This is a genomic window from Streptomyces sp. NPDC057253 (assembly GCF_042669125.1).
Classification (GTDB): Bacteria; Actinomycetota; Actinomycetes; order Streptomycetales; family Streptomycetaceae; genus Streptomyces.
In genome coordinates this window covers 47,786-59,680 of sequence record NZ_JBHUXV010000033.1, presented here as the reverse complement: position 1 = coordinate 59,680, position 11,895 = coordinate 47,786, and the positions used below count along the sequence as shown (strand labels likewise).

Below are 11,895 nucleotides of genomic sequence, written 5' to 3'. Positions count from 1 at the left end.
GTTCAGTGCCTTCCGGGGCCGTTCGCGGCGGAGTCGCGGATGGCGTCCAGGACACCGTTCTGGGTGCCGAGAATGTTCTGGAGGTTGCTGTGGGTGCCGTTGGCGACGCCCACGATGGCGTCCGTGACCGCCTGGCCGGTGTCCGTGACCGACTCGCGCTCGGACTTCTCCTGCGGCTTGACCTCCCGCGCGAACTCGTCGTCCTGCCCCGGCCAGTCACGGGTGAGGTTCACGGCGGACACGAAGTCGCGCACCATCTCCTGGGCCAGCGAACTGATCGCGTCGACCTGCCGGACCCCGGCCTGGATGCGCCCGGGGTCGGCGAAGTAGGCGTTGCCGTCAGCCATGGCGGTGCTCCTCCTCGGGGTCCTCGGTGATCTCGTCGCCGATGTCGTCGTGCCGGCGGCGCCCGGCGTCCCGGCCGGGCCCGTCCTCCAGGACGTCCGGGCCGAAGATCCTCGCCCAGTCGACGTCGACGCCGGTCAGCTCCGGCACCCGTGTGCTGGGCAGGGTGAACGGCTCGAAAAGCTCCATGACTTGACGTGCCATCAGTCCACGCGCCTCGGCCGCCGCCTCCAGCACGCTCGCCGCGAGCTGCCCGGCCGCCATGGTCCGGTACCGGTCCTCCAGGAACCGCAGCCCGGTCAACTCGCCCTGCGGGCCGACGGTGACCTCGACACTGCGGTCCTTGGACCGTACGGTGACGGCGGCCTCGGCGAGTTCGGCCTCCGCGCGCGCCACCGCCGCCCGGGTGGCGTCCAGTTCGGCCATCGCCTCGGCGAGCCGCTGCTCGTAGGGGGACCCACTCATCGCCCGCTCACCGCCCGATCACCGAGGGCGCCCCGCCCTCGTCGGCGCCCCACACGTCCTCGTCCTCCTCGTCGGCGAGCCAGCTGGCCCGCTCCTCCGCCCCGGAGCTCTCCGTCCTACGGCCGTCCCGGCGGCCCGCGTCGGACTGCGGGCCGAACGGGGAGCCCGTCGAGCTGGTGCTGATCCGGGCCCGCCCGGTCGTCGTCGTCCCCTCGGCCTCGTCGTCCGCCGTCGACCTGTTCTTGCCGGTACGGCGCGAACGGCCGCCCAGCGGGCCGCCGTTCCCCGGTTCGGTCAGCACGTTGCGGACCCGTTCGCCGGTGCCGGACTGGCCGCCGCCCGCGCCCGGGGCACCGCCCATGCCGCCCATCGGCATCATCGGCATGCCGTTCGCGGCGGCGGATTCGGCGGAGTCACCGGAGGTGCCGGTCGGGGCGCCGAGCGCGCCCGAGGTGTAGGGGGAGTCGTCGTATCCCTCGAAGGACGGGCCGAGAAGGCCGCTCGATCCCGTCGTAGCACCGCCGACGCCGGTGAAGCCACTGAGCGAGCCGATGCTGTCCAGCCCGGTCAGGCCGGAGGTCAGCGGGGTGCCGGAGCCCGTGCCCAGGGAGTGGGAGAGGCCGCTGAGGTTGCTGTTCAGGCTGCCGAGGCTGTCGCTGAGGTGGTCGAAGTCGTCGAGGTCGCCCAGGTCCAGGCCGTGACCCAGGTCGCCGAGGTCGCTCAGGCCGCTGCCCAGGTCGGTGGTGGTGACGTGGCCGTCCGGGTCCGTCGTGGTCGCCACGCCCGTGGCCGGGTCGACCGTGGTGACCGTGCCGTCGGGGTAGGTGGTGGTGAGGGTGCCGTCCGGGTTGAGCGTGGTGATGCTGCCGTCGGGGTTGGTGACGCTGTCCCCGGCGTTCAGGTCCGTGGTGGTGGACTTGCCGTCCTTGGTCGTGGTGGTGACCCTGCCGGTGCTCGGGTCGAAGACGCTGATCGAGCCGTCCGGGTAGGTCGTGGTGAGGGTGCCGTCCGGGTTGAGCGTGGTGGTGCCGCCGCCGGGGTTGGTGAGGCCGCTGCCCAGCCCGGAGCCGAGGTTCAGGCCGTCGCCCAGGTTGCTGGTCAGCCCGGTGTTGAGATCGCTGAGGTTGCCGAGGCCCGCGCCCAGGTTGGAGGTGAGACCGTTCAGCCCGGCACCGAGCCCCGTCGTCAGGTCGTTCAGCCCGTTGCCCAGGCTGTCGCCGACACCGGTCAGGCTGTCGCCGATGCCGGAGAGGTTGTCGCCCAGGCCGGAGATGCTGTTGTTGATCCCCGTGTTGAGGTCGTTCAGCGCGTTGTCGAGACTCTCGCGCAGGTCGTCGGTCGAGCCGTTGCCGTTGCCGTTCTCGTTGCGACCGCCCTCGTACTGCTCGGTCAGCGAGGTGGTGTCCTTCGCGTCGAGGGTCTCCTCCAGGGGATCGATGGCCTCGATCCACGCGTTGTTGAGATCGGACAGCGCCTGCTTGGCGAACGGGATCAACTGGCGTTCGATGTACGTCGTCCAGCGCTGGACGGCCGCCTCGCCGACCTTCTTCCAGTTGTTGACGTCGTTGAGGTTGCCGTAGACCGGGTGGCTCTGCTTGAACGCGGCGGTGGCCTCGTAGCGCGGGCTGCCCTGGACCTGACGCGTGCCGACCTGGTGGACGTTGTTCTCCAGGACCCAGGCGGTGAGCTCGTTGAGCATCTCCAGCAGGCCCCGGTGCGGGTCGTGTTCGCCGGTGTTCGCCCACGCGATCCAGGCGGTGCGCAGCACGAGCGTCTGCCGCCACAGGTCCTTCTGGGCCTTGATCAGGGCGTCGGAGTACGGGGAGCGCGGGGTGTAGTAGTCGACGGAGGTGCTGTGCGCCAGATAGGTCGCGCCGCCCATCTGCTCCACGTAGGCGTCGTAGTTCTTGCGCAGTTGGTGCACCAGGTCGCGGAAGACGCCGGCCGCCTGGCCCTGCCAGGCGCTGTCGTCGCCGCCGAGGGAGTCCTCCCACTGCTTGAGCACCACGGCCTGGTCCGCGAAGAACTTCTTCGCCCGGTCGAAGGACTGGGCGCTCTGCTCGAAGGACTTGAGCTTGACGGCGTCCTTGTCGGCCACCGAGGCGCCGTTGTAGGAGAACCCGGCGGTGCTGTGCTCGCCGTCGGCCAACGCGTCCAGGGCGGCCTTCGCTCCGCTGACGTACTGGGCCAGGGTGGAGTTGTCCCATTGGTCGCCGTAGTGCCCGGTGAAGGGCATGCCGGCGAAGGTCTCGCCCGCGTCCAGCAGCCGGGCCCGGCCGTTGCCGTCCACCGGCACCCCGATGAACACGATGTGCGCCTTGTACAGGTTGAAGTCGGCGCTCTGGTGGCCCGAGCCGTCGGTGCCCTTGGACGTCCCGACGAACGTCAGGATGTAGTCGTCGCCGCTCGCCACGTGCCAGCCGCTGATCGCGGTGTAGTCGGCGTCCGTGAGCTTCCGCATGGACTCCGAGCGGATGTCCATGCGGAACAGCGGGATGCCCTCCTTGCTCTTCAGCTTCTCGAAGAGGCCCGCGCGGCTGGGCATGGGGTAGCCGGTGAACAGCGTCACCGCCTGGCCCCAGTAGTCGTCCTGGTCGTAGGTGGCCATCAGTCGTCTTCGCCGTGTTCGTCGCTGCTGCCGGAGGAGCCCCGCTCGTCGCCGGGGTTCTCGCTCATGCCCTCGTCGACGTCGGAGAAGACGTCGAGCATCCGCTCCGCGTCGATGGAGTGCAGGCTGCTGCCCTGGGCGTTGAGCATCGTTCGGATGGTCTGCTTCATGTCGCGCTCGATGTCGCCGAACAGGTCGACGTGCTGCGCGAAGACACCGTCCACGCTCTTGGCGGCACCCGTCACGGCGGTCAGCAGCGACTTGCCGTGCAGGAAGTCGTCGGCGCCCATCGAGCCGATGGCCAGCGCCTGGCTCTGCTGGAGGGAGTCGGGCGTGGTCGCCCCGTCCACGATGCTGCGCAGCGCGCGGATCCCGCCGTCGTCCGCCGTGCTGTCCCGGCGGATCGCCTTGAGCGCGGTGAGGAAGTCGGCGAGGTCGTTGTCGACGAAGCGCTGGAGCGCGGGGCCGTCGAGATGGGTGAGGTCCGCCATGGTCGTCCGTGCTCCCGCTAGCGGCCGATGCCGACTTCGGACCACATCTGCGTCAACTGGTTCTCGCTGTACTGGTACTGGCCGGAGATGTCCGTCAGCAGCGAGGCGTGCGAGGTCAGCAGGCGCTCCATGTTCTGCACGGCCGCGTCCCAGGCGGCCTGCTTCTGCCGGTACATGTCGGCGTCGTTGCCGTACCAGGACTTGACGAGCTCGTTGAGCTCCGCCTCCAGGGAGGCCAGGGTGTTCGCGATCGCCTTGGTCTGCTGGACCATGTCGTCGGCCGCGTTGTTCATGTGGTTGTAGTCGACGTAGATGTAGCCGTCGTTCAGGTCGGACATCGAAACCTCGCTCGGTGCGGTGGACGGAGGGGACTTCAGCCGATGAGCTGGTCGAACGCCGACTGGGAGGCGTTGTAGGCCTGGTTGATGGCGTCGTTGGAGGAGCCCTGGGCCTTGCCGTGCTCGACGAGGCTCGTGTTGAGCTTGTCGACCATGTCCTCCAGGTTGCGCAGGATGGTGTTGCACTGCTCGTCCCACTGCGCGAGCAGCGCGCCGAACTGGCCGCCGTCGCTGCCCTGGTAGCCCGAGGAAAGGGTGGCGCGGGTGTTGTCGACGTCCTGGCGGGACTTGAGGATGCCGCTGAAGGCCGCCTCCAGTGCCTGGACGCCGTTGCGGGTCGCTTGTTCGCTTGACTGCTGGCCGCCGGCCATGGGGGACCTCCCGGTCGGAGTGCGCGTACGGGCGGGGCCTCCGCCCCGAGGGGGGTAGCGGGCGAAGGCCCCTCATCCCGTACTACGGAGGGGGTGGGGCGCCGGGTTCTCGTGAAACCGGGCCATTTTCCGCCGGTGCTGAGACCGCGTCAGTCGGCAAGCTCCGAAACGGAGTTGGTGCACACCGGCCCCGTGGTCCGGGGCCTGCCCGCCCCGGTCGCCGCCGCAGGATCCAGGTCCGGGCCGGTCGGCAGCATCGCCAGCAGGGGTGCGGGCAGCGACCGTACGGCGGAGTCCGGCTGGCCCAGGGCCTCCAGGGCCGCCTTCGACGGCACCCGGTACTTCACGCCGTTGTCGGCCACCAGGTAGGTCGTGTCTCCCACCGCACTGCCGTCCGCGCCCAGCGCCCGTACCAGGGCGCCGTGGCCCGGCCGTACGACCACGCCGTCCACGCGCAGACAGGCGGGCGCGACCTGGTCGGTGGGGGCCGCCGTGACCGGGCCCAGGTCGGTGACCGGGACCAGCACCGAGGAGACCCGGGTGCCGTCGCTGCCGGGCTCCACCCGGGCGCAGGCCGCCTGTCGCTCGGGGACCGCGAGGGCCCGGGGCGGGGCGGCGGGCAGGCCGTCGGTGCCGGGGGAGCGGCCCTCGGAGCCCGGCGCGAGGTGCTGCTTGAGGGTGTCGGCCCCCAGGTCGGCGGCGGTCGGTGAGGAGCCGCCGTACGCCTTCTCGCGGGTCGCGGGATCGCCCAGCGCCAGGGCCGCCTCGGTGTCCGTGAGCGGGGCCAGGCCCTCCTTCCGGAGCAGGTAGTAGGGGCGCTCGGTGGAGCCCGGCACGCTCACCCGGAAGACCTGGCCGACCTTGCTCGCGGTGCCGCCGAGGGCGGGGCCGGAGGAACCGAGGCCCGGCACCTTCGGCGCGGTGAGGTCGGGGCCCTCCACCAGGGCGTCGAGGAAGGCCGCCGAGACCGGGCGCGGGGTGACCGTGCCGTAGCCGAGGGAGACCGCCGCGCCAGACTTCGCGTCCAGCCGCAGCCTGCTGCCCTGCCACACCAGGTACACGGTGCCGTCCGGCCCGGCCACCACCACACCGTCCCCGGGACCGATCCCGTCGGACGCGGTGGGGCCGCCCGCGACCAGCGCGGTGACCGCTGAGCCCTCCTCGTCCAGCGCCGAACACACCTGCCAGGCACCGGAGTCGAGGTCCCCGCCCCCCGGCAGTGCGTCCGGGGCGCCCGGGATGCCGACCGGCGCGCCCACCGGGGTGTCGCCGAGCGAGGCCGTGGAGACGTCCTCGGTCTTCAGGTCCTTGCCGCCGATCAGCCGCGCCGAGGCGTAGTTGCGCACCGGGCGCAGCCGGCCGTCGTAGTAGAGGTAGCGGGCGCCGGTCTCCCGGTTGACGACGAGCGTGCCCGACGTCCGCCAGGAGTCGTTGCCGCCGGGCGAGACGAGCCCGTAGACCACCGCCCCGGCCGCCACCAGCACCGCCACCACGATCCCGGTCACCGCGCCCCGGGTGGTGCGCCCGAGCGGGCTCTCCGGGGCGTCCGGGTCGGCGAGCAGCATCCCGGAGGACAGCCGGTTCATGACGAAGGCGTGCGCCTGTACCTGGTCGCGCTTGGACTGCATGGTTTCCGTCCCTCGCTCAGCCGCTGATCGCCCGCAGCGCGCCGAACACGCCGAGCGTCCACAGGGTCAACGGCAGTACGGCGATGGCGAGTCCGGAGTGCAGCAGTTCGGCCGCCCGCCCCCAGTACGGCAGCATGCGGCGGCCCGGCACCGTCCAGGACGCGATCGCCAGGACGGCGGTCAGGGCCAGCAACCCGGCCACCAGCAGCGGCCGTTGGGCGGGGCCGACCGCCTCGGCGGCGGTGACGACGAGCAGGCCCGCGCCGAGCGCGCCCGGCAGCACCAGGGCCATGCGCTGCGGGACGTTCACCATGCCCCGGCCGTGCAGCAGCAGGAGCAGCGACAGCACCCCGGTGGTGAGGGCCTCGGGCAGGCTCGGGCGCAGCGCAAGGGCCGCCAGGCAGCCCGCGCCGACCGCGCCCGTCGCGCCGTACAGGGCGGTCATCCAGCCGCTCGCCAGCTCCGTGCGGGTCGCCACGTCCCGGCCCCGGTACGGCTCGATGCCCTCCTGGAGCTGCTGGGCGCTGCCCGGCAGGGCCGGCATCCGCATCCCGGCGAGCCGGAAGGCCAGCGCGGGCACGAACCCGCCGACCAGCACGACCAGGGCGGCGAGCGCGGCCGCCGTACCGTCGACGGACAGGCCGAACACGCCGATCGCCGCCCCGGCGAGCGCCGCGCACACCCACACCAGCGCCGTCGCCAGGAACAGGGGGGCCGCCACCGCCGCCACCGCGAGGGCCAGGACCGCGCCGCCCGCGCCCGCGGCACCCGCCGCCAGCAGCCGTGACCCGAACACCTCCTGGCCGTGCGGCCCGCCCAGGTCACCGCCCGGCACGAGGAACCCGGCCAGCGCCAGGAACGGGCCCGCCATGAAGCCGAGCGCCGCTCCGGCGGCCCGGTCGCCCACCGCCCGGGCGGCCGAGGCGGCGCCCGCGAGGAGCAGCAGCCCGGTCGCACCGGCCGCCGTCGCCCGCACGGCCGGCGAACCGCCCGGCCAGGCCAGCACCTCGAGGCCGAGGGCGAGCGCGGCCACCGCGAGGGCCAGTAGCAGCTTGCGGCCCGCCTCCGGGGTCCAGCCGTGCAGCCGGTCCCGGGTGACGTTGGCGATGCCGTCCACCAGGTCGTCCAGGCGCACCTCGGGCAACGCCGCGTCGTGCGGCCGTAGATGAAGCACCTCGCCGTCCTTCAGGTCGAGGGACTTGAGGGTGCCCTCCTCGTCGAGGGGGCGCTCGCCGAGGCGTTGCAGGACCCAGCCGCCGTGGTCGAGGCCGTTCTCCTCGACCTCGGTGCCCTCGCCCGCGTACCGCAGCAGGGTCGGCAGCAGGTCGGCGACCGGAACGTCCGCCGGTACGGCGAGGTCGATCGTCCGGGCCGGGCCCCGGACGGTGAGGTGGCACAGCTCGGCCACCTGGTGGTCGGTCATCGAATTCTCCTGGCACAGATCCTGCGGGGCTCCCCATCCGTAATACGGAGTGAGACCCCTTCCGCGTTCTCCCGACCACCGCTGCTTGCTTGAGGAGCCCCTCCGTTGAGCGTCGTCCTGTTCCGCCGACCCGCCCGCCGCCGCGGTCCCGAGATGCCCGAAGGGGAGCTGACCCTCCAGGAGCCGCCCACGCTGCCGGAGACGGTGCCGGACACGTCCGCGGTGTGGACCTACCTGCCGATGGCGATGATGTCGGTCTCGATGATGCTGGTGTTCATCCGGCCCGGCGGCACCAGCAGCGTCTTCAGCTACCTCGCGCTCGGCATGATGGTGCTGGCCTCCGGCGCCATGATGGTCGGCCAGGTGATGCGCAAGAGCGGCGAGCGCAAGCAGCGGCTGCACGGCGAACGCCGGGATTACCTGCGGTACTTGACCCAGACCCGCGCCAAGGTCCAGCGCGCCGTCATCGAGCAGCAGCAGGCCCTCGCGTGGCGGCACCCGGCCCCGGTCGCACTGCGCTCGCTCGTGCGCACCACCCGGCTGTGGGAACGGCGGCCCAAGGACGACGACTTCGGCGAGGTGCGCATCGCGGTCGGCGAGCAGCAGCTGTCGATGCGGCTCAGCCCCTTGTCCACCAAGCCGGTCGATGACCTGGAACCGCTGTCCGCGCACGCGCTGCGCCGCTTCGTACGCGCCTACAGCACGGTCCCCGACCAGCCCATCGGCCTGTATCTCCGGTCCTGGTCCCGGGTGTTGCTGCGCGGCGACGAGGAGGCCGTACGGTCCCTGGTGCGGGCCGCGCTGTGCCAGCTCGCGGTGTTCCACGCCCCCGAGGACCTGTGGATCGCGCTGTGCGTGTCCGACGAGCGCCGCGGGCAGTGGGAGTGGGCCAAGTGGCTGCCGCACACCCTGCATCCGCAGGAGCGGGACGGTGCCGGACCCGCCCGCATGGTGGCGTCCACCTTCACCGACCTGGAGGACCTGCTGGGCGCGGAGTTCACCGAGCGGGCCGCCTTCGACCCCGACGAACTCCCAGGCCGCGACGAGCCGTTCACCGTGATCGTGGTGGACGGCGTGACGGTCCCGGCCGGACACCGGCTGGACGGGCCCGGGGCCCGCAACACCGTCGTCCTCGACCTGTCCGGGGCGCTGAGCTGGCGGCCGGGACGGACCACACTGCGCCTCGACGTACGGCCCGGCTCGGTCAGGCTGGTGCGCACCGACCGCAGCCGCAAGGAGCAGTCCACCGCGCTGGGCCTGCCGGACGCGGTGGGCCGGGCCGGGGCCGAGGCGCTGGCCCGGTTGCTGGCGCCGTACCGGATGAGCCTGAGCGCGGACGCGGCCGAACCCCTCGCCAGCGACGTGCAGTTGACCACCCTGCTCGGCATCCCCGACCTGTACCGGCACGACCCGGCGACCCTGTGGCGGCGCGCCACCGGGGCCGCACGGCTGCGGGTGCCGGTCGCCGTGGGCGCCGACGGACGGCCCGTCGAACTGGACATCAAGGAGTCCGCGCAGGGCGGGATGGGCCCGCACGGCATGCTCATCGGCGCCACCGGCTCCGGCAAGAGCGAGCTCCTGCGGACCCTGGTGCTGGGGCTGGCCCTGACCAACTCCTCCGAGACCCTGAACTTCGTGCTCGTCGACTTCAAGGGCGGCGCCACCTTCCTCGGCCTGGACGGACTGCCGCACACCTCCGCCGTCATCACCAACCTCGCCGACGAGGTCGCCCTCGTGGAGCGCATGCAGGACGCCCTGCACGGCGAACTGATCCGCCGACAGGAGCTGTTGCGGGCCGCAGGGAACTACAGCTCCGCCCTGGAGTACGAGAAGGCACGCGCGGCCGGAACCCCCCTCGAACCGCTCCCCAGCCTGTTCGTCGTCGTCGACGAGTTCAGCGAACTGCTCGCCGCGCACCGGGAGTTCATGGACCTGTTCGTGATGATCGGACGGCTCGGCCGCTCGCTCGGGGTGCATCTGCTGCTGGCCTCGCAGCGGCTCGACGAGGGCCGCATGCACGCGCTGGAGAGCCACCTGTCGTACCGGATCGGCCTGCGGACCTTCTCCGCCATGGAGAGCCGGGGCGTGCTCGGGGTGCCGGACGCCTACCAGCTGCCCTCGCAGCCCGGCGCCGGGTTCCTCAAGAGCGGGGTGGAGGCGCTGACCCGGTTCCGGGCGGCCTATGTGTCCGGGGCCTACCGGCAGCGGCGCGGCGGGGTCGCCCAGGCCAGGGTGGCGAGCCAGATCGTGCCGTGGACGGCGGGCTGGGTGGTGCCGCGGGCCGTCGCACCGGCCGCGCCCGTCGTCACCCCGGACGAGGAGTCCTCGGACACGCTGCTCTCCGTCGCCCTGGACCGGCTGCGGGACTCCGGGCCGCCCGCCCACGAGGTGTGGCTGCCGCCGCTGGGGGCGCCGTCGACGCTGGACGAACTCCTGCCGGGCATCGCGGAGGATCCCGAGCGCGGGCTGACCGCCACCGGCTGGCCGGGCGCCGGGCGCCTGCGGGTGCCCGTCGGCCTGGTGGACAAGCCGTTCGAGCAGCGACGGGACCCACTGGTGGTGGACCTGTCCGGAGCCGGCGGCCATGTGGCCGTCGCGGGCGGCTCGCAGAGCGGCAAGTCGACGGTCGTCCGCACCCTGATCGCCGCGCTCGCCCTCACCCACACCCCGCGCGAAGTCCAGTTCTACTGCCTGGACTTCGGCGGTGGCTCACTGGCCGCGCTCGCCGGTCTGCCGCATGTCGCGGGGGTCGCCAGCCGGCTCGACAGCGAACGGATCAGCCGGACGGTGGCCGAGGTGAACACGCTGCTCGCCGACCGCGAGCGGTTCTTCCTCGACCACGGGATCGACTCCATGGCCGCCTACCGACGGCGGCGCGCGGAGGGGGAGTTCGCCGACCAGCCGCACGGGGACGTCTTCCTCGTCGTCGACGGCTGGTCGACGGTCCGCCAGGACCACGACACCCACGTGGCCACCTTCAACCAGATCGCCGCGCGCGGCCTCAACTACGGCGTGCACCTCGTCGTGACCACCGCCCGCTGGGTGGAGCTGTCCGCGCAGATCCGCGACCAGGCCGCCACCCGGCTCGAACTGCGGCTCGGCGACACGATGGACTCCGTCGTGGACATCCGCAAGGCGGCCTCCGTGCCGCGTACCGGTGGGCGGGGCCTGACGTCGGACGGCAAGCTGCACTTCCTCGCGGCGCTGCCGAGGATCGACGGCGGCCCGGACACGGACACCCTCGCGGAGGGCGTCGCCGACCTGGTGGAACGTGTGGCGGGCGCCTGGTCGGGGCCCGCAGCGCCGCCCGTACGCATGCTCCCGCACCGCCTGCCCCTGTCCGCCCTCCCCGCCCCGGAACTCGCCGACGGCCTGCGCATCCCGCTGGGCCTCGACGAGGAGAAGCTCGCCCCGGTCTGGCACGACTTCTCACGCACCCCGCACCTCGTCGCCGTCGGCGACACCGAGAGCGGCAAGACCAACCTGCTGCGCCTGGTCGCGAAGGCGGTGACCTCCCGGTACACGGCCGCGGAGGCCCGGGTGCTGGTCGTGGACTACCGGCGCGAGCTGGTGGACGCGGTGCCGCCGGAGTACCAGCTCGGCCACGCGGTGTCCGTGGACTCCCTGAAGGAACTGGTGGCGGGGTCGGCGCGAGCGCTGAAGACCCGGGCGCCGGGTCCGGACATCACCCCGGCGCGGATGCGACTGGCCGACTGGTGGAAGGGCCCGAGGCTGTTCGTCCTGATCGACGACTACGACATGATCGGCGGCAGCAACGCCTTCGACCACCCCTTCGCCCCGCTCTTCGACCACCTGGCCCTGGGCCACGAGGTGGGCCTGCACGTGGTGGCGGTCCGCTCGGCCACGGGCGCGGGGCGCGGCCTCAACGACCAGCTGCTGAGGCGGCTGGACGAGGTGAACACACCTGGCCTCCTGCTGTCGTGCCCGCCGTCGGAGGGCTACGTCTTCGGCAACATCAAGCCGCGGAACCTGCCGGCGGGGCGGGCGCTGAGGATCGTACGGCGGAAGGCGACGCTGATTCAGACGGGGTTGGCGGGGGTGGAGGGCTGAGGGGGCGGGGTTTGCGGTGACGGGGTTGGTGGGGGCGGGGGGCTGGCGGGGTGGCGTTGTCGGCTGGGCCTGCGATGACGGGGTTGGTGGGGGTTGAGGGTGACAGGGCGGCGTTGTGGGCTGGGCCTGCGGTGGCGGCTTTTCAGGGGCGGGCC

At 72.6% G+C, this 11,895-nt stretch carries 9 protein-coding genes; 1 reads left to right on the top strand and 8 read right to left on the bottom strand.

Going from position 1 to position 11,895, the window contains the following annotated elements:
* Positions 1-2 precede the first annotated feature (2 nt).
* From ACFULQ_RS20050 to eccD, 8 genes are all read right to left on the bottom strand, one after another.
* Entirely contained in the window at positions 3-347 is a 345-nt protein-coding gene (locus tag ACFULQ_RS20050; RefSeq protein WP_383545735.1) for a hypothetical protein, read from the bottom strand.
* Positions 340-810, bottom strand: coding sequence for a YbaB/EbfC family nucleoid-associated protein (locus ACFULQ_RS20045; protein ID WP_383545734.1), 471 nt, complete (start codon positions 808-810; stop codon positions 340-342). The genes ACFULQ_RS20050 and ACFULQ_RS20045 overlap by 8 nt, the downstream gene beginning before the upstream one ends.
* A gap of 7 nt (positions 811-817) precedes the next feature.
* Positions 818-3,418: an AAWKG family protein gene (locus ACFULQ_RS20040; protein ID WP_383545732.1), complete on the bottom strand. Its 2,601-nt coding sequence runs from the start codon at positions 3,416-3,418 to the stop codon at positions 818-820.
* Positions 3,418-3,909 carry a type VII secretion system-associated protein gene (locus ACFULQ_RS20035; protein WP_383545729.1) on the bottom strand — a complete coding sequence of 164 codons (492 nt, stop codon included), beginning with the start codon at positions 3,907-3,909 and terminating at the stop codon, positions 3,418-3,420. The genes ACFULQ_RS20040 and ACFULQ_RS20035 overlap by 1 nt, the downstream gene beginning before the upstream one ends.
* Positions 3,910-3,926: 17 nt before the next feature.
* Entirely contained in the window at positions 3,927-4,247 is a 321-nt protein-coding gene (locus tag ACFULQ_RS20030; RefSeq protein ID WP_020139990.1) for a WXG100 family type VII secretion target, read from the bottom strand.
* Positions 4,248-4,282: 35 nt separating this feature from the next.
* On the bottom strand, positions 4,283-4,618 hold the full coding sequence (locus tag ACFULQ_RS20025; protein ID WP_381333792.1) for a hypothetical protein: 336 nt from the start codon (positions 4,616-4,618) through the stop codon (positions 4,283-4,285).
* Between the two features lie 149 nt (positions 4,619-4,767).
* Entirely contained in the window at positions 4,768-6,246 is a 1,479-nt protein-coding gene (gene eccB, locus ACFULQ_RS20020) for a type VII secretion protein EccB (protein WP_383545727.1), read from the bottom strand.
* Between the two features lie 16 nt (positions 6,247-6,262).
* Positions 6,263-7,669, bottom strand: a complete 1,407-nt coding sequence (eccD, locus tag ACFULQ_RS20015; protein ID WP_383545724.1) for a type VII secretion integral membrane protein EccD — start codon at positions 7,667-7,669, stop codon at positions 6,263-6,265.
* Positions 7,670-7,822: 153 nt separating this feature from the next.
* Here eccD and eccCa point away from each other — a divergent pair, with 153 nt between their 5' ends.
* Positions 7,823-11,740 (top strand): type VII secretion protein EccCa, encoded by a 3,918-nt coding sequence (gene eccCa / locus ACFULQ_RS20010; protein ID WP_383545770.1) that lies wholly within the window; start codon positions 7,823-7,825, stop codon positions 11,738-11,740.
* Positions 11,741-11,895: the final 155 nt, after the last annotated feature.

What these genes read in the sequence shown, in the direction of transcription:
- eccB (WP_383545727.1), bottom strand. Translation starts at nt 6,246, where the DNA reads ATGCAGTCCAAGCGCGACCAGGTACAGGCGCACGCCTTCGTCATGAAC.
- ACFULQ_RS20025 (WP_381333792.1), bottom strand. Translation starts at nt 4,618, where the DNA reads ATGGCCGGCGGCCAGCAGTCAAGCGAACAAGCGACCCGCAACGGCGTC.
- eccD (WP_383545724.1), bottom strand. Translation starts at nt 7,669, where the DNA reads ATGACCGACCACCAGGTGGCCGAGCTGTGCCACCTCACCGTCCGGGGC.
- ACFULQ_RS20050 (WP_383545735.1), bottom strand. Translation starts at nt 347, where the DNA reads ATGGCTGACGGCAACGCCTACTTCGCCGACCCCGGGCGCATCCAGGCC.
- ACFULQ_RS20045 (WP_383545734.1), bottom strand. Translation starts at nt 810, where the DNA reads ATGAGTGGGTCCCCCTACGAGCAGCGGCTCGCCGAGGCGATGGCCGAA.
- ACFULQ_RS20030 (WP_020139990.1), bottom strand. Translation starts at nt 4,247, where the DNA reads ATGTCCGACCTGAACGACGGCTACATCTACGTCGACTACAACCACATG.
- ACFULQ_RS20040 (WP_383545732.1), bottom strand. Translation starts at nt 3,418, where the DNA reads ATGGCCACCTACGACCAGGACGACTACTGGGGCCAGGCGGTGACGCTG.
- eccCa (WP_383545770.1), top strand. Translation starts at nt 7,823, where the DNA reads ATGCCCGAAGGGGAGCTGACCCTCCAGGAGCCGCCCACGCTGCCGGAG.
- ACFULQ_RS20035 (WP_383545729.1), bottom strand. Translation starts at nt 3,909, where the DNA reads ATGGCGGACCTCACCCATCTCGACGGCCCCGCGCTCCAGCGCTTCGTC.